The sequence below is a fragment of the Telluria sp. Soil_C_11 genome (assembly GCF_057657395.1).
In genome coordinates this window covers 1-16,984 of record NZ_JBDGIN010000003.1, presented here as the reverse complement: position 1 = coordinate 16,984, position 16,984 = coordinate 1, and the positions used below count along the sequence as shown (strand labels likewise).

Below are 16,984 nucleotides of genomic sequence, written 5' to 3'. Positions count from 1 at the left end.
GAGTCTCGTGTCCGACCAAGCCTCCCGCCTGCCCAGCCGCCGCCTGTCCGTCGCCCCCATGATGGACTGGACCGACCGCCACTGCCGCGTGTTCCACCGCCAGATCACCCGCCACACCTGGCTGTACACCGAGATGGTGACCACCGGTGCACTGGTCTACGGCGACGTCGAGCGCCACCTGCGCTACGACGAGGTCGAGCACCCGGTCGCCCTGCAGCTGGGCGGCAGCGAGCCCGCCGACCTGGCGAAGAGCGCGAAGCTGGGCGAGCAGTGGGGCTACGACGAGATCAACCTGAACTGCGGCTGCCCGTCCGAGCGCGTGCAGAAGGGCGCGTTCGGCGCCTGCCTGATGAACGAGCCGCAGCTGGTGGCCGACTGCGTGAAGGCGATGCGCGACGCCGTCTCCATCGACGTCACCGTCAAGCACCGCATCGGCATCGACTACAACGAGGAATACGGTTTCGTGCGCGATTTCGTCGGCACGATCGCCGACGCCGGCTGCCGCACTTTCATCGTCCACGCCCGCAATGCCGTCCTGAAGGGCCTGTCGCCCAAGGAAAACCGCGAGATCCCGCCGCTGCGCTACGCCGTGGCCTACCAGCTCAAGCGCGAATTCCCGGAACTGGAAATTATCATCAACGGCGGCATCAAGACCAGCGATGACATCGAAACCCACCTGGCGCACGTCGACGGCGTGATGATCGGGCGCGAGGCCTACCACAACCCGTATGTGATGGCCGACTGGGATGCGCGCTTCTATGGCGACGACGCGGCGCCGAAGTCGCGCGAGCAGGTGCTGGAAGCGATGATTCCTTATATCCGCGCCGAGCTGGACAAATATGGCCCGCTGGGCCTGCGCCTGAACAGCATCACCCGCCACATGCTGGGCCTGATGGCCGGCCTGCCGGGCGCGCGTGGCTTCCGCCAGCTGCTGTCGGATTCGCGCCGCCTCGCCGAAGGCAATCCGGAACTCCTGCTGGAAGCCGCCGGACGCCTGCGCAAGGCTGCCTGATCAATTTCCTTCCTGACAAGGCGGCGCCCTCCGGCGCCTCCGCGCCTTGTTAAAAAATCGTCAATCGCTGTTGCATGGATAGCTGCGGCGGCCTCGTTTTCCTTGCCCAAAGGAAAGAATAGACCCATAATCGGGCTCTTCTCCTCGCATAGGCCTTGATATTGTTGTAGTAGCGAAACAGTATTGAGCCAGAGCATGATTACTGACTGCAATCGCAGTGTTTTGATTTATCCTGACGGAAATACGCGAAAGTTCACGAAGAAGTTGAACTTTAAGTAATAGAGCGACGCGCGGCGCAGAAGTTCCGGGCGGATTCAAAATCATTTGAGAGAGACAGGGAAGATTCAATGAACTTATCGAACATGAAGGTCGGCGTGCGTCTGGGGCTGGGCTTCGCGCTTGTGCTCGTGCTGATGGTCATCCTGACCGTCGTCGGCGTGGTGCGCATGGCGCAGATCCAGAACCGCCTCGACCATGTCGTCAGCGTGAACAATGTCGTGACCCGCCTGGTCGTCGACATGCGCAACAACGTGAGCGAACGCGTCACCTCGCTGCGCACCCTGACCCTGATGACCGACCCGGCCGACATGGAACCGGAGCTGAACCGTTTCAAGGAACAGACCGCCAAGTACGACGCCTTCCAGCAGAAACTGGCCGAGAAGTTCGCGCTCGAAGCCTCGACTGAGGAAAAAGCCCTGCTGAACCAGATCAAGGAAGCGGAAGGCGTGGCCATGCCGGCCATCGCCAAGGCGTCGGCGCTCTACCTGGCCAACAACGCGATGGATGCGACCCGCGTGATGGTCAAGGAAATCCGTCCGGCCCAGAAGAAGTGGCTGGAAGCGCTGGACCAGCTGGGCGCCCTGGAAGACAAGCAGAACACCCAGACCCAGGCCGATGCGGAAGCCCAGTTCGTCAGCGCACGTAACTTCATGCTGATCCTGCTGGGCCTGGCCGTCGCCATGGGCGTGGCCGCCGCCACCGTGATCACCCGCGGCCTGCTGAAGCAGCTGGGCGGCGAGCCGGGTTATACCGCGAAGATCGCCACCAGCATCGCCGAAGGCGACCTGTCGATCGCCATCGACACCAAGTCGTCGGATCGCGGTAGCCTGCTGAGCGAAATGAAACAGATGCGCAACAGCCTGGTCGACATCGTCAGCCAGGTCCGCCGCGGCACCCACACCATCACCACCGCCTCGCGTGAAATCGCAGCCGGCAACGTCGACCTGTCCTCGCGTACCGAACTGCAGGCCAGCTCGCTGGAGAAGACCGCCTCGGCCATGGAAGAGTTGACCTCGACCGTGAAACAGAACGCCGACAGCGCCCGTGAAGCCAACCAGCTGGCCGCCGCCGCATCGGATGTGGCGCGCAAGGGCGGCGAAGTGGTGTCGCAGGTGGTCGGCACGATGGGCGAGATCAACAGCTCGGCCAGCAAGATCGCCGACATCATCGGCGTGATCGACGGCATCGCCTTCCAGACCAACATCCTGGCGCTGAACGCCGCCGTGGAAGCGGCCCGTGCCGGCGAACAGGGCCGCGGCTTCGCGGTCGTGGCGTCGGAAGTGCGCAACCTGGCCCAGCGTTCGGCTGCGGCGGCGAAAGAGATCAAGACCCTGATCGGCGACTCGGTCGAGAAGATCGGCCGCGGTTCGAAGCTGGTCGGCCAGGCCGGCGTGACGATGGAAGAAGTGGTCGACAGCGTCAAGCGCGTGACCGACATCATGAGCGACATCGCCGCCGCCAGCGCCGAGCAAAGCGCCGGTATCGAGCAGGTCAACCTGTCGATCATCGAGATGGACGGCATGACCCAGCAGAACGCCGCCCTGGTCGAAGAGGCTGCCGCCGCCTTCCAGAGCCTGCAGGACCAGGCTGCCGAACTGCAGCGCGTGGTCAGCATCTTCAAACTGGCCGAAGGCGAAGAAGCCGTGGCCGAAGCGCCGGCGCCGGTAGCGGTCTCGACCGCCGTGGCGACCCGCGCCGTGGTCGCCCGCCCGGCCCGACCCCAGCTGAAGAAGCCGGCCGCCGCCCGCAAGGCCAAGGCCGCGGACGAGCAGGCGCCGGCATCGGACAGCGCCTCGTCGACCTCGAAGAAGGTCGCCGCGGCCGCCGCCAGCGACGACTGGGAAGAATTCTGAGCCAGGACGGCTCGTCGAACGGCCGGTAACACACCGGCCTTTTAAAAAAACTTTGTTATTTAGGGGAAACTAAAATGTCCAACAAGAAATTTGCCGTCGGCCTGGTTGCTGCTCTGTTCGTCACCGGTTTCGCTGCTGCCGCAGAGACGCCGGCAAGCTTCGATCCGTCGAAGTGCAAGGTCGAATACCCGAAAGCGTCGCTGATGAACGAAGAACAAGGCGTGACCTCGATGTCCTTCCTGGTCAATGCCGACGGTTCGGTGGCGGATTCGAAGCTGGAGAAGTCGAGCGGCTTCAAAGGCCTGGACAAGGCAGCGCTGAAAGGCCTGTCGTCGTGCAAGTTCAAGCCGGGCACCAAGGACGGCGCACCGGCCCAGACCTGGACCAAGGTCGACTACTCCTGGAAGCTGGACTGATTCTTCTTCCTGCCTGAATGACGAACAACCGGCCCGCGTGGCCGGTTTGTCGTTTACGGCTGCGGACGCACCAGCCCGCGCCTGAATACGTAGTCCACCACCTGGTGACCCAACGCAAGACCGGCCGTCTTGTCGAATTGCCAGTGCACGCCGAGGTAGATCCTGCTTTGCCCGGCTTCCGCCTCGGCCTGCGAAAAGCTGGCGTAGCTGCGCGGCCAGCGCGGCCTGATCCACCCTTCGTTATCGCGCGTGACGCCGTTCCATTCATCCGAGAGGAAGGTGAACGGGACCCTGTCGCCGTACAGCTTGCGCAAGGTCTGGAAGGTTGCGCCTCCCGTCAGCGCATGGCCGGACGGATAGGCGGGGAAGGGCGGGGTGAAGTCCGGGCCGACGAGATTGCTGGCCGGCGCGCCCAGCGGCGTCCAGTTGGGGGCGGCCAGGGTGTCCGGGTTGCCGTCGCCCCGGCCGGTCGGTCCGGTGCCCGGGCTGGCTTCGCGGATGCCGTGCACGGGCCGCCAGAAGCGGTAGTAATACTTGGCTTCCCAGCCGACGATGACGCTGTCCGCAAGCCCGACGTTGAGCAGGGCCAGCGCTCTGGCCTGTTCGAGCGGGTCCGTGGTGTGCGTGCGGATGATCTGCATCGCGATCTGGTTGTACATGTTCAGGGGTGTGCCGAGCCAGGCCGAGCTGTCGTAGCCCCAGTAGATGCCGATCCTGGTCTGTTCGCCTGTGCGCCGGGTGGCGGGACCGTTGCCGCCCAGCTGCCTGACTTCATGGAAGGCGCCCGTGTAGGCGTCGCTGGCCAGGGATGGCGGCGGTGGCGGCCGGAACGCGCCCACCGAGGGCAGCACGAAGGGTTTCACATAACCCCACCAGGCGCCGAACGCGAGCTGGATCCCGCTGACCGGATCCGGGCGCCATTTGCCGGGTTCGGTGTAGAGCGGATAGTCCTCGCCGACGATGGGCTCGGGCCTTTGGGAGCCGTCGTTGGCGCGCAGCGCCAGGATCGCGGCGGCGGCGCGGCGCCCGATATCGATGCCGTTCAGTTTATTGCGGCCACCGGGCAGCCGGGCCAGGTCGGCGTTCAGCACGGCGTCCAGGCGCGCGGCCTGGCGGGGATAGAGGGCGGCCAGGGCGTCATGCGCGGCCTGGGCGATCGCCGCATCCGGCGAGCTGTCGGCAAACGCCGGCAGGGAGCCGCTGTAGCCGGGATAGCGCCGGCGGATGGCGTTCAGGGCGTCGTAGATGGCGATGTGGAAGATCGCCAGCACGCGGCTGCTGCGCGTCGGGCCGGCCTGTTCGAAATAGGCGGAAGGCCCGGCCGGCGGCGGCGCATGGTCGATCGCGATCGTGCGCCACGCCTGTTCGCTCCAGTAGGCCAGGCGGGCGTTGGCGTTCGGGCCGGACGGGGCGGGGTAGCGCCACGGCGGCGCATGCGAGTCCGGCTGCGACGGGTAAAAGGCCGGCACCACGGGGCTGCCGCCGACGGACGGCAGCAACGATCCGGCGCTGGCGGCCAGCATCGGGAAGAGCAGGGTGCAGAGCAATGGCTTGACGCGCAATTTCATGGCAGAACTCCGGTCGGAAGCGCAAGGAGGACAGGCGTCCGCTGCGCGTCAGGCGGACGCTGAAGCGGGCCCGGTGCTTCGACGGTACGGGGTCGGCCGGATCGGAACAAGCACAACCGCAAAGGGGTTTGATCGGCGACAGCGACGATTCCGCCCAGCATCGAAAGAGGCTTAACGTGGCGCAACACGCGCAGGGTTTCTGTTACACCTCTGTCGCGTCATGTTTCGGGTGTAAGCAGTTGCATCAAAACCACTGTTTCGCTCTTCGGATCGCTATAGTGGTTTCACACCAACCGAAAGGAGAAGCATCATGAAACGTATCCTCTGTGCCGCTGCCGCAGCCCTGATCAGCACCGCCGCTTTCGTGCCGGCGCAGGCGTTCGCAAAAGGTGACGTCCTGGTCGTCCGCACCGCGCCGCCGGCGCCGCGCCACGAAACCGTGCCGCACGCACGCCGCGGCTATGAATGGGCGCCGGGCTACTGGAACTGGAACGGCCACCGCTACGTGTGGGTCAAAGGGCACTTCGAGAAAGTTCGTAAGGGCTACACCTACCACCGTCCGGAATGGCGCCAGGGCGACAACGGCTGGACCCTGGAACGCGGCGGCTGGCGCCGCGGCGACCGCGACGGCGACGGCGTGCCGAACCGCTTCGACAACCGTCCGAACAATCCGAACCGTTCGTAATCCGTCCCAGCCAACGCAAGAAGCCAGTCATGTGACTGGCTCTTTGTTTTTGCGGGTGAGGGGGCGCAAATAGTCCGGCTGAGCGGTATGTAGCATGGGTAGTCCGGAGATGACAAAAGACGATCATGCCTCGCATTTCTAGAAAGAAAATCGCTTTCTGTGCGCTGCTGCTTCCCTTTTGCATGGCCAACGCCGCCGTCCTCGAATGCCCGCTCAACGCCCCGCCGGAATGGAAGGCCGGCAAGGTGCGGCTCGACCGGGTGCGGATGCTCGCCTACCTGCCTGGCAGCCGCTTCGGCGACAAAGCCTTGCCGCAAGGCGCGCCCGACGACGAGTGGCAACTGGGAGGCACCTTGTTCCAGTCCTGGAACCTCAAGAAGGGCCCGCGCACCATGACTTACCAGGTCGATTGCCTGTACATGGGGACTTCCCGCTTCGTGCGCTTCGATGCGCGTAGTGCGGGGCGTTGCATCGCGAAAAGGCCGGTGCGCAGGGATGCGCTGATGGCGGGCGGGCTGGAGTTTCGGTGCCGGTAGATCTGCGTTATTCTTGACGCTCCGATCACCTTGCCGGCCCAGGACATCATCATGAATGAAGATTCGTCCGCTCCTCTAAGCCTTCATGTCGGCTTCACGTCATTGCCGGCTTCGCAGTTGGCATTGCTCTTGTCAGCGATGTCGAACATCTACAGCCTGGTGGCTGATGAAAGGGAAGCGCTGGCCGGCGCCTTCGAACTGGCTTATCCGCCCCCTGATTATCTCGAGTACCTCAGGACGGAGCAGGATTCGGAATTGTGCCTGGAGTTTGCCCGAACCGGAAACTCGATCGATTTCCGCTTCTCCGGCAGGCGCACAGCCGCTGGGGCAAAGCGTGGAACACTGGGGAATCGCAGGATACAGGTGGTTCTGGCGACGGTAGGGGCGATCATCGCCTTGGCGGGTCAGGGCCAGCTGATCTACGACCGGCATGCGGACAGCGAAATGCAACGGCAAATCGACAAGGAGTTTTCAGTTGCCGAGATCGACAGGATCCGGGCCGAAACCGAAGAAATCCGTCACAGGATGAACGAGAAGCCGGCGCAAACGGGACCGAGCCAGCATCCCCACCAGGGGCGCAGGCACAAGGCCATCGTGAAGAACGTCAGAATAATTCAACAAATTATTAACGCTCCGAACATCAATGTCGTGACCATCAACGGCGTTCCGCTCAAACAGGAAGCGCCGGGCGCCGGGGATACGCCGGATACCGGTGGGCATGCCCCGTGAATGAGCAGGACTGCGGCCGTGTCTCCGGAAAAACAAAAAGCCCGGTGTTGCGAACCGGGCTTTTCATCGAATTCTTGGGGTGGCTGATGGGACTCGAACCCACGACAACAGGAATCACAATCCTGGACTCTACCAACTGAGCTACAGCCACCACTGTCTTGCTTGCTGTCTCGTTGTTGCCGAGACAGAACGAGATTATAGCGGCACCTTCCCCATCTGGCAAATCTAAATGTGCCCAGCAGTACGGGGCAGGGCGAAATGGGTCTCGTGCACGGGTGGATCGATGCCGATCAGGCTGTTGAACGCCGCCGACAGCGCGGTGGCGCTCGCGCTCGTATAGGCTTCGATGCGCGCCGGCCCCTGCGCATCGGACGGGCGCAGCAGGCCGCCGGCCTCGAGCAGGCGGCCCAGTTGGCGCGCGACTGCCTCGCCGGTGTCGACCAGCGCCACGTTGTCAGCGCCTGCTTCCGCGATCACCCGCTCGATCGAGGCCTGCACCAGCGGATAGTGGGTGCAGCCCAGCACCAGGGTGTCGGCGCCCTGCGCCAGCAGCGGGGCGATGTAGCGCTTCAGCATGGCGGCCGTCTCCTGCGAATCGAGCTCCCCGAATTCGATCTGGTCGGCCAGGCCCTGGCAGGGTTGCAGCAGGAATTGCGCGCCGGTGGCTTCCGCGACCTGGTCGCGCAGTTGCAGGAACTTGGCGCCGGCCAGGGTACGCTCGGTGGCCAGCACGCCGACCTTGCCGTTCCTGCTCGCCGCGGCGGCCGGCTTCAGGCCGGGCTCGACGCCGACGATGGGCATGTCAGGCATGCGCGCGCGCAGCAGCTTCACGGCTGCCACGGTCGCCGTGTTGCAGGCGACGACCAGTGCCTTCGCGCCTTGGGCGACGAGGAAGCGGGCGATGGCGAGCGAGCGTTCGGCTACCACTTCCTCCGGCTTGTCGCCGTAGGGTGCGAAGCCGGTGTCGGCCACGTAGACCAGGTGTTCGTGGGGTAGCTGGGCGCGCACATGGCGCAGGACGGAGAGTCCGCCGACGCCGGAATCGAAGATGCCGACCGGGGCGTCGTGGGATGAGGAGGAAGAGGTCATGGAAGAGATGATAACGCCGGCTCGTAGGTGGGCACCATGTGCCCACGTGTGACGTGCGCAAGTTGCCGGCGTCCGCGTGGGCACGGTGTGCCCACCCTACGTTATCAGGCGACGCTGACCGGAATACCCTTCAGCGACTCGATCTTCGCAGCCCATTCCTTCGGACCGGTCTGGTGCACCGAGGTGCCGGTGGAGTCGACAGCCACGGTCACCGGCATGTCCTTCACTTCGAACTCGTAGATCGCTTCCATGCCCAGGTCTTCGAAGCCGACCACCTTGGCCGACTTGATCGCCTTCGACACCAGGTAGGCCGAACCGCCGACCGCCATCAGGTAGGCCGACTTGTGGTTCTTGATCGCCTCGATGGCGGCCGGGCCGCGCTCGGCCTTGCCGATCATCGCGATCAGGCCGGTCTTCTCGAGCATCATGTCGGTGAACTTGTCCATGCGGGTGGCGGTCGTCGGGCCTGCCGGGCCGACCACTTCGTCGCGCACCGGATCGACCGGGCCCACGTAGTAGATCACGCGGTTCGTGAAGTCCACCGGCAGTTGCTCGCCCTTGGCCAGCATGTCCTGGATGCGCTTGTGGGCGGCATCGCGGCCGGTCAGCATCTTGCCGTTCAGGAGCAGGGTCTGGCCCGGCTGCCACGAGGCGACTTCTTCGCGGGTCAATGTGTCGAGGTTGACGCTCTTCGACTTCTGGGTGTCCGGGGTCCACTGCACGTCCGGCCAGGTCGACAGCGCCGGCGGTTCGATGTAGGCCGGGCCCGAGCCGTCCAGCACGAAGTGGGCGTGGCGGGTGGCGGCGCAGTTCGGGATCATCGCCACCGGCTTGGAGGCCGCGTGGGTCGGGTACATATTGATCTTCACGTCCAGCACGGTGGTCAGGCCGCCCAGGCCCTGGGCGCCGATGCCCAGCGCGTTGATCTTGTCGCACAGTTCGATACGCAGCTCTTCCAGCTTGTTCTGCGGGCCGCGCTGCTTCAGTTCGTACATGTCGATGTCTTCCATCAGCGACTCTTTCGCCATCAGCATCGCCTTCTCGGCCGAGCCGCCGATACCGATGCCCAGCATGCCCGGCGGGCACCAGCCGGCGCCCATCAGCGGCACGGTCTTCAGGACCCAGTCGACCAGCGAGTCGGACGGGTTCAGCATCACGAACTTGGTCTTGTTCTCCGAGCCGCCGCCTTTTGCTGCGACCTTGACGTCCACGGTATCGCCCGGCACCAGTTCCATGTGCACGACGGCCGGGGTGTTGTCCTTGGTGTTCTTGCGCTCGAAGTGCGGGTCGGCGACGATCGAGGCGCGCAGCTTGTTGTCGGCGAAGTTGTACGCGCGGCGCACGCCTTCGTTGACGGCGTCGGTGATCGAACCGCTGCCGAAGCCTTCGAAGCGCACGTTCATGCCGACCTTCAGGAACACGTTGACGATGCCGGTGTCCTGGCAGATCGGGCGCTTGCCTTCGGCGCACATCTTCGAGTTGGTCAGGATCTGGGCGATCGCGTCCTTGGCGGCCGGGCTCTGCTCGGCTTCGTACGCGCGCGCCAGGTGCTGGATGTAGTCGGCCGGGTGGTAGTAGCTGATGTACTGCAGCGCGGCGGCGACCGATTCGATCAGGTCTTCCTGTTTGATGACAGTCATTTCGTTCTCGTTCAGGTTAGTGTTTGGTGGTGCTTGCGGTATTGGTCATGATCCGGTCGGTGTAGGCGATCGCCATTGCCGACAGCAGGAACACGACGTGGATGGTGGTTTGCGAAATCAGCACCTTCGGCTCGTAGGCATTCGCGTTGATGAAGGTCTTCAGCAGGTGGATCGAGGAGATGCCGATGATCGCCATCGCCAGCTTGGTCTTCAGCACGGACGCGTTCACGTGCGACAGCCATTCCGGCTGGTCCGGATGGTCTTCGAGGTACATGCGCGAGACGAAGGTCTCGTAGCCGCCGACGATCACCATGATCAGCAGGTTCGAGATCATGACCACGTCGATCAGGCCCAGCACCACCAGCATGATGGTGGTTTCGTTCAGCTTGCTCGGCAGCGGCGCGCCCGGCACGGCGACGGCCTGGAAGATGTGCTGCAGGGCGTCTTCGTTGCCCATCGCGGCCAGCACCAGGTCTTTCAGTTCGACCCAGAAATGGAACACGTAGACGCACTGCGCCAGGATCAGGCCGAGGTAGAGCGGCAGTTGCAGCCAGCGGCTGGCGAACATGAAATTGGCGATGGCGCTGCGCTTGCGGGCACCGGAGGGGGATTGCGATTCGAGCATCTGTGATGGAGGCCGGTGAACGGCCGCGGTCAAAACAGCTCAACATTCTACACCTGCTGCGCGCGGCTGGCTTGCCTTCGATGTTCCGTAAAGGTTGGTAAAATGATCTTGGGATGCCGGAAGGCGTGCCGCGGCTACTACGGCCCAGGCTGGTCTGTAAGGGCTCAGTAAGCGAGTACGCATATGGTATGTGGCAAAACAAAACTACTATGGAGACTAGTATGGCTGAGAACGAGACCAATCAGGAACTGGAGCAGGGTGCATTGCACGAGCATCGCGTGTTCAACCCGCCTGCCGACTTCGCCGCCAACGCAACCATCTCCGGGATGGACGCATACCGCAAGCTGTGCGACGAAGCCGCCAGCGACTACGAAGGTTTCTGGGCCAGGCTGGCCCGCGAGAACATCGAATGGCAGAAGCCGTTCACCCAGACCCTCGACGAATCGAATGCGCCGTTCTACAAATGGTTTGCCGACGGCCAACTGAACGCATCGTACAACTGCCTCGACCGCAACCTGACGAACGGCAATGCCGACAAGACCGCGATCATCTTCGAGGCCGACGACGGCCAGGTCACCCGCGCCACCTACCGCGAGCTGCACGAGCGCGTCTGCAAATTCGCCAACGGCCTGAAATCGCGCGGCATCAAGAAGGGCGACCGCGTCATCATCTACATGTCGATGTCGATCGAAGGCGTGGCCGCGATGCAGGCCTGCGCCCGCATCGGCGCCACCCACTCGGTCGTGTTCGGCGGCTTCTCGGCGAAATCGCTGCAGGAACGCATCATCGACGCCGGCGCGGTGGCCATCATCACCGCCGACGAGCAGATGCGCGGCGGCAAGGCCCTGCCGCTGAAGGCCATCGTCGACGAAGCGCTGGCGATGGGCGGCTGCGACACCATCAAGGACGTGATCGTCTACAAGCGCACCGGCGGCAACATCAACTTCCAGCAAGGCCGCGACCTGTGGCTGCACGACCTGGTCGACAGCCAGTCCGCACAGTGCGAGCCGGAGTGGGTCGACGCCGAACATCCGCTGTTCATCCTCTACACCTCGGGCTCGACCGGCACGCCGAAGGGCGTCCAGCACAGCACCGGCGGCTACCTGCTGTGGGCCGCGCTGACGATGAAGTGGACCTTCGACATCAAGCCGGAGGACGTCTACTGGTGCACGGCCGACATCGGCTGGGTCACCGGCCACACCTACATCTGCTACGGCCCGACCGCGGTCGGCGCCACCCAGATCATCTTCGAAGGCGTGCCGACCTTCCCGCACGCCGGCCGCTTCTGGGAAACCATCGCCAAGCACAAGGTCTCGATCTTCTACACCGCGCCGACCGCGATCCGTTCGCTGATCAAGATGTCGAACGCCGACGAGAAAGTGCATCCGAAGAGCTTCGACCTGTCCAGCCTGCGCCTGCTGGGCACGGTGGGCGAGCCGATCAATCCGGAAGCCTGGATGTGGTACTACAGGAACGTCGGCAACGAGCGCTGCCCGATCGTCGACACCTTCTGGCAGACCGAGACCGGCGGCCACATGATCACCCCGCTGCCGGGCGCGACCCCGATGGTGCCGGGTTCCTGCACGCTGCCGCTGCCGGGCATCATGGCCGCCATCGTCGACGAAGCCGGCGCCGACGTGCCGAACGGCCAGGGCGGCATCCTGGTCGTGAAGCGCCCGTGGCCGTCGATGATCCGCACCATCTGGAACAACCCTGACCGCTTCCGCAGCGCCTATTATCCGGACGAGCTGGGCGGCAAATACTACCTGGCCGGCGACGGCGCGATCCGCAACAAGGACACCGGCTACTTCACCATCACCGGCCGTATCGACGATGTGCTGAACGTCTCGGGCCACCGCATGGGCACGATGGAGATCGAATCGGCGCTGGTGGCGCACGCAATGGTGGCGGAAGCCGCCGTGGTCGGCAAGCCGGACGAGACCACCGGCGAAGCCGTGTGCGCCTTCGTGGTGCTGAAGCAGGCCCGCCCGACCGGCGAAGAAGCGAAGAAGCTGGCGGCCGAGCTGCGCAACTGGGTCGGCAAGGAGATCGGCCCGATCGCCAAGCCGAAGGAAATCCGCTTCGGCGACAACCTGCCGAAGACCCGCTCCGGCAAGATCATGCGCCGCCTGCTGCGCGTGCTGGCCAAGGGCGAGACCATCACCCAGGACGTGTCGACGCTGGAGAATCCGGCGATTCTGGATCAGCTGAAGGAATCCGCGTAAATCGTCCGCGTGGGCTCGGGGAGCCCACCCTACGGTCAGCAGGGTAGGGTGGGCACCACGTGCCCACGCTTCCGTATCGATTGATAGCAGAGTTGACGCCGCATCCGTGAAAACGGTGCGACGTTTTTTTATTCGTCGCCGGGCTGCCTGAACAGGGCGTCGAGCGGATTCGGTTTCTTCGGCGCTTCGGCGCCGCCGAACAGCGCATCGAGCTCGGCGCGCTTGCTGGCGACTTCCGCGCGCCCGCGCGTGCCCGCGAACTCTTCCTCGATATTGTCGCGATAAAAACTCCAGGCCGCGCCCGAGGTCGAGAAGCGCCGCCAGGTTTCGCTGCCGACGCCGGAATGATCGATGGCGCTGCCGTCGTCGAATTCGACCCTCAGGATGCGTTCCTTCGGGTCGTAGCCGATGGCGCGGAGTTTGCCGGCGTTGATGCGTTTCATGTCCATGATGGTTACCTTTAAGTCCGTCGTTCCCGCTACCTCGATACGTCGTCCCCGCGCAGGCGGGGATCCAAGTTTTGCGAATGACCAGCTAACTTGGGGAATAGTGCCGGGGGCACTATTACGCCTGCGCGGGAACGACGATATCAAAGTTTTTCGAGCTGCTGCCTAGCATACCCCGCACCACTCCCACCCGGCGCCAGCTCCAGGTAGGTCTTGTAGGCAGTCCGGGCCTTCTCACCCTGGCCCGCCCGCGCATACGCATCGCCCAGGTTCATGTAGGCGATCGCCCGCGACGGATCCATCCTGATCGCATTCTCGAACCAGCGCGCGGCCTCCACAAACTTGTCCTGCTTGTAGAACACGAAGCCGAGATTGTTGGCCGCCAGCGCGAAGTTCGGGCGCAGTTTCAGGGCCTCGGTGAACTGGGCCTCGGCCTGGGCGTACTGCTTCTCTTTATACAGCTGCAGGCCGTGGTCGTTGGCGCGCTGGGCCTGCTGGCGGCTCGATACCGGCACCGCGGCGGGCGCCTTGATGGTGGCGGTGCCGCCCTGCAGGTCCTTCACCACCACGGTCGAGGAGGGAGGAGAAGCTTTGGCGTCCAGCCTGGTGTTCAGCGCGATCGCGTCGTTCGACAGCTGGGCCGTGTTCGTATTCAGGAATTCCGTCTCTTCCGGCAGCTCGAACACGAAGTCGCCGCCCTCCGATCCCGGCAGGCTGCCGAAGGCCGGCGTCTGCTGCGACACGCTGGACACCGCCGGCGCCACATAGGCCGCCAGTTCCGTCGCCGTGATCAGGCCGTCGCCGTTCAGGTCGGCCTTGCCGCCCAGGCCCTGCAGCAGGGTCCAGGTGAACACCGAGTGGCCGTTCGGGCCGCCGTCCGACACCAGCTGGTCGCTGCCGCCCGCCGTCAGCATCTGGCGGCCGAGACGGCGCCCGTTCTCGCGCAGGAAGGACGCGTTGGCGCCGCCGCGCGTCAGCCCCAGGCCGCTGTAGCAGGCATCCATCACGAACAGCTCGTGCTTGGCCGGCAGGCTCTCGGCGATGTTCTGGATTTCCGTCATCGGAATGGCGTCGGTGGCCAGGTTGTCCGGATCGGCATCGGAGGGAACGATGTAGCCGAGGTCGCGGCCCGAGCTGAGCTTGCGCGTGGCGCCGTGCCCGGCGAAGAACACGAACACGCGGTCGTTCGGCTGCAGTCCGCCCGTGCTCTTGCCGCGCTCGAGAAGGTCGTGGAAAGCCCCGAGGATGCCGGCGCGCGTGGCCTGTTCGTTTTTCAGCGTGATCACGCGCTCGGGCGCGAAGCCGAACTTCTGCACCAGCAGCTGGCCGACTCCTTCGGCATCGCGCACGGCGTACTGCAGGCGCGGCCACTTCTTGTACTCGTCGATGCCGACCAGGATCGCCCACGAGTTGGCGTAGCCGGTGGCGGCCGCGCGCTGGATCGGCAACTGCGCGGCGCTGGCAGCGGCGGAACCGCTGACCTTGAATGTGCTGCCATCCCAGCCGGCGAACTGGTAGCCCTCGGCCGCGAGCTTTTCCAGCACCAGCGGCAGCGCCTTCACGGTGCGCTCGTGGATGTCGTGGAACAGGATGATGCCGCGGCCTTCCTTGTCGACCGAGCGCAGCACGCGTTCGGCGATCGACGACGGCACCGGATCGGCCCAGTCGAGCGAATCGATATTCCACATCACCGATTTCAGATGCGCATCGGCCAGCATGTGCATGCCTTCCTTGTTGCGCGCGCCGTAGGGAAAGCGGAACAGGCTTGACCGCTGCGGATCGACGGCGCGCAGCAGGGCGTCGGTGCCGAGGATCTCGGCCTTCAGGCCATCGCCGCTCTGCCTGGACAACTGCGCATGCGTGAGGCTGTGGTTGGCCAGCACGTAGCCGGCCGCTTTCAGCTTGCGGCTGACTTCCGCGCCGGCGCCGAGGTGGGCCGCGCCGTTCGCGTCGAGCGTGCCGATGTTGCGGCCGACGCTGAAGAACACGGCCGGCGCACCGTACTGCTTCAGGATGGCGGCGATCTCTTCGCTGTAGCGGCGGTGCGGACCATCGTCGAAGGTCAGCACCACGGTCTTCTTCGGCAGCGCCTTGCCGAAGATCTCGTCGTCCTCTTTCTGCGGCTGCCGTGCCTGGGGCGACGGTCCCGGTTCGGCCGGTTCCGGCTTGGCCGGCTCATTTGCCGAATAAGGCATGACGACGCCGTAATCCTTGAGGATGCGGTCGCGCTGGTACATGGTCTTCAGGTAGGCGACGTAGCTGTCCCACTTTTCGCGCTTGAGGGCGATCGAACGCGACTCGTAGCGCCCGAACACCGCGCGGATCTCCTTTTCGTAGTTGCGCTCGATCTCGGCCAGCGCATCGAGGTCTTCGGAGACGCGCTTGTGCAGCTTGATGGCCGGCAGCGACGAATCCTTCGCCACGTGGCCGAGCAGCGACTGCATCAGTTCGCGGAAGGCGAGGCGGTCGGCGTCGTACAGGCCCTCGTTCGACTCGACGTAATCGAGCAGGCTGCCGACCGCCTCGAAGCGGCGCGGATCGCTAGAGGCCAGCAGCCTGGCGAGCGCGTCGTCGACCTTGCCGATGCGTTCCTGGTTATCGTGGAAGATCTGCTGGCCGACTTCATGCGTCTGCGCCTGCGCGGCGGCCGACAAACCGTCTTCGTCGAGCGTCAGCACGATCATCTTGCGGTAGGCGTCCAGCATGTGGCGCATGTCGTCCGAGATGGCGCTGACGTTGATGGCCGGCCCGGCGGCCTGGGGAGCGGACGCGCCCGGCTTGCGCGAGACGATGAAGGTGCCGGTGGCGGCGCCGGCGGCAGCGACGGCGAAGATGACGAGGTAGAGGGCTTTGCGTTTCACGGCAGTGGTGAAAAGTTCTAATCAAGCAACAATATCACCACTGGACAGATCTGGAACAGGGAAAAGCGCGAGACGCGTCAAACGATACTGAAAAGTCGTATTAGCCGCTCCCGCATTCGACGTCGTCCCCGCGAAGGCGGGGACCCAAGTTGTTTTTACGAAGAGGACAACACAAAAGTATTCCCATCCGGATCCTTGAACTTGGCAAACGATCCCCAAGGCTGCACAGTCGGCGGCTCGATGAACTCGACCCCGCGCGCGCTGAGCTGGCGATAAGTCGCCTCCACATTGTCGCAGGCGAAGGCGCCGTTGAAGAAGGTGCCGATGCGGTCTTCCTGTCCGTCCATCGTGAACAGCACGACGCGGGTGCCCGAATGCGCCACGCGCAGTTCGATCCAGCGCTTGCCCGGACCCATCGGCTGGTCCGTGGCGATCTCGAAGCCGAGCTTGTCAGTGTAGAAGGCGAGGGCGCGGTCCTGGTCGGAGACGGGGATGCTGACGAATTTCAGTTGGGTGATCATGGGTTTGTTTCCTGTTGTACTTGTAGTGGGTGTGATTATCGTGGCACCATCGCCCTCCGTGTGCTTTTAAACACTATAGTATTCATGACTACCCGCCAGTCCTCGCTCGACGCTTACGTATTCGATGTCCTGATGCCCGATTTGGTGGGGCATGACCGGCGGCCGGCGGCGTTCGTCGTGTATCTGTTCCTGCTGCACAGCGCCCAGGCGCTGGGGCGCGACCAGGTGCCGGCCAGTTTGCAGACCATCGCGGTGAAGACAGGATTGTCCAAGTCGGCAGTGCAGGTGGCGCTGCGGCACCTGAAGCGTCGCGGGCTGATCGGGGCGGAGGAGGTGGGATCGCAGGTCAATCCGGTGCGCCATGTGCTGAGGCCGTGGCGGCGCCGGCTGGAGGTGGCGTGACCGCCGTTGGACGGTTGCACTGTCAACGCTAAATAGAAATGTCCCCTGCTCTCCAAAGTAGAAATGTCCCCTTTGGATCAGGCAGGGATCAAGTCGG

At 64.3% G+C, this 16,984-nt stretch carries 15 protein-coding genes and 1 tRNA gene; 8 read left to right on the top strand and 8 right to left on the bottom strand.

The genetic code is table 11. From position 1 onward, the window contains the following. Positions 1 to 7 precede the first annotated feature (7 nt). From dusA to AC3A6M_RS05655, 3 genes are all read left to right on the top strand, one after another. Positions 8 to 1,012, top strand: coding sequence for a tRNA dihydrouridine(20/20a) synthase DusA (gene dusA / locus AC3A6M_RS05665; protein ID WP_487851756.1), 1,005 nt, complete (start codon positions 8 to 10; stop codon positions 1,010 to 1,012). 347 nt (positions 1,013 to 1,359) lie between these two features. Beyond that, positions 1,360 to 3,144 carry a methyl-accepting chemotaxis protein gene (locus AC3A6M_RS05660; RefSeq protein WP_487851755.1) on the top strand — a complete coding sequence of 595 codons (1,785 nt, stop codon included), beginning with the start codon at positions 1,360 to 1,362 and terminating at the stop codon, positions 3,142 to 3,144. Positions 3,145 to 3,218: 74 nt separating this feature from the next. Then, complete coding sequence (locus AC3A6M_RS05655; protein ID WP_487851754.1) at positions 3,219 to 3,560, top strand: energy transducer TonB; 342 nt, start codon at positions 3,219 to 3,221, stop codon at positions 3,558 to 3,560. A gap of 53 nt (positions 3,561 to 3,613) precedes the next feature. Here the strand turns inward: AC3A6M_RS05655 and AC3A6M_RS05650 are convergent, their stop codons facing one another. After that, positions 3,614 to 5,128 (bottom strand): vanadium-dependent haloperoxidase, encoded by a 1,515-nt coding sequence (locus AC3A6M_RS05650; RefSeq protein WP_487851753.1) that lies wholly within the window; start codon positions 5,126 to 5,128, stop codon positions 3,614 to 3,616. Between the two features lie 310 nt (positions 5,129 to 5,438). On the opposite strand from AC3A6M_RS05650, the gene AC3A6M_RS05645 reads away from it, so the two are divergent. The 3 genes from AC3A6M_RS05645 (at position 5,439) to AC3A6M_RS05635 (ending at position 7,078) form a co-directional block, all read left to right on the top strand. Beyond that, entirely contained in the window at positions 5,439 to 5,813 is a 375-nt protein-coding gene (locus AC3A6M_RS05645) for a YXWGXW repeat-containing protein (RefSeq protein ID WP_487851752.1), read from the top strand. Positions 5,814 to 5,938: 125 nt separating this feature from the next. After that, the gene (locus AC3A6M_RS05640; protein WP_487851751.1) at positions 5,939 to 6,349 is read left to right on the top strand and encodes a hypothetical protein; all 411 of its coding nucleotides are present in this window, start codon (positions 5,939 to 5,941) and stop codon (positions 6,347 to 6,349) included. Positions 6,350 to 6,400: 51 nt separating this feature from the next. Further along, on the top strand, positions 6,401 to 7,078 hold the full coding sequence (locus AC3A6M_RS05635) for a hypothetical protein (protein WP_487851750.1): 678 nt from the start codon (positions 6,401 to 6,403) through the stop codon (positions 7,076 to 7,078). A gap of 75 nt (positions 7,079 to 7,153) precedes the next feature. On the opposite strand, the gene AC3A6M_RS05630 is transcribed toward AC3A6M_RS05635, so the two are convergent. From AC3A6M_RS05630 to AC3A6M_RS05615, 4 genes are all read right to left on the bottom strand, one after another. Continuing rightward, positions 7,154 to 7,229 (bottom strand) — tRNA-His (locus tag AC3A6M_RS05630). 74 nt (positions 7,230 to 7,303) lie between these two features. Continuing rightward, positions 7,304 to 8,167, bottom strand: coding sequence for a glutamate racemase (gene murI, locus AC3A6M_RS05625; protein WP_487851749.1), 864 nt, complete (start codon positions 8,165 to 8,167; stop codon positions 7,304 to 7,306). A 104-nt stretch (positions 8,168 to 8,271) separates the two neighbouring features. Further along, a complete protein-coding gene (locus tag AC3A6M_RS05620; RefSeq protein WP_487851748.1) occupies positions 8,272 to 9,807 on the bottom strand; it encodes a fumarate hydratase in 1,536 nt (511 codons plus the stop codon). Positions 9,808 to 9,823: 16 nt separating this feature from the next. Next, entirely contained in the window at positions 9,824 to 10,432 is a 609-nt protein-coding gene (locus AC3A6M_RS05615) for a YqhA family protein (RefSeq protein ID WP_487851747.1), read from the bottom strand. A 221-nt stretch (positions 10,433 to 10,653) separates the two neighbouring features. On the opposite strand from AC3A6M_RS05615, the gene acs reads away from it, so the two are divergent. Continuing rightward, entirely contained in the window at positions 10,654 to 12,657 is a 2,004-nt protein-coding gene (gene acs / locus AC3A6M_RS05610) for an acetate--CoA ligase (RefSeq protein WP_487851746.1), read from the top strand. Positions 12,658 to 12,785: 128 nt separating this feature from the next. Here acs and AC3A6M_RS05605 read toward each other — a convergent pair whose 3' ends face one another. From AC3A6M_RS05605 to AC3A6M_RS05595, 3 genes are all read right to left on the bottom strand, one after another. Next, positions 12,786 to 13,106: a KTSC domain-containing protein gene (locus AC3A6M_RS05605; RefSeq protein ID WP_487851745.1), complete on the bottom strand. Its 321-nt coding sequence runs from the start codon at positions 13,104 to 13,106 to the stop codon at positions 12,786 to 12,788. Positions 13,107 to 13,246: 140 nt separating this feature from the next. After that, positions 13,247 to 15,964, bottom strand: coding sequence for a polysaccharide deacetylase family protein (locus AC3A6M_RS05600; protein ID WP_487851744.1), 2,718 nt, complete (start codon positions 15,962 to 15,964; stop codon positions 13,247 to 13,249). Positions 15,965 to 16,119: 155 nt separating this feature from the next. Further along, positions 16,120 to 16,485: a VOC family protein gene (locus tag AC3A6M_RS05595; RefSeq protein WP_487851743.1), complete on the bottom strand. Its 366-nt coding sequence runs from the start codon at positions 16,483 to 16,485 to the stop codon at positions 16,120 to 16,122. 84 nt (positions 16,486 to 16,569) lie between these two features. Here AC3A6M_RS05595 and AC3A6M_RS05590 point away from each other — a divergent pair, with 84 nt between their 5' ends. After that, positions 16,570 to 16,887, top strand: a complete 318-nt coding sequence (locus AC3A6M_RS05590) for a helix-turn-helix domain-containing protein (protein ID WP_487851742.1) — start codon at positions 16,570 to 16,572, stop codon at positions 16,885 to 16,887. Positions 16,888 to 16,984 lie beyond the last annotated feature (97 nt).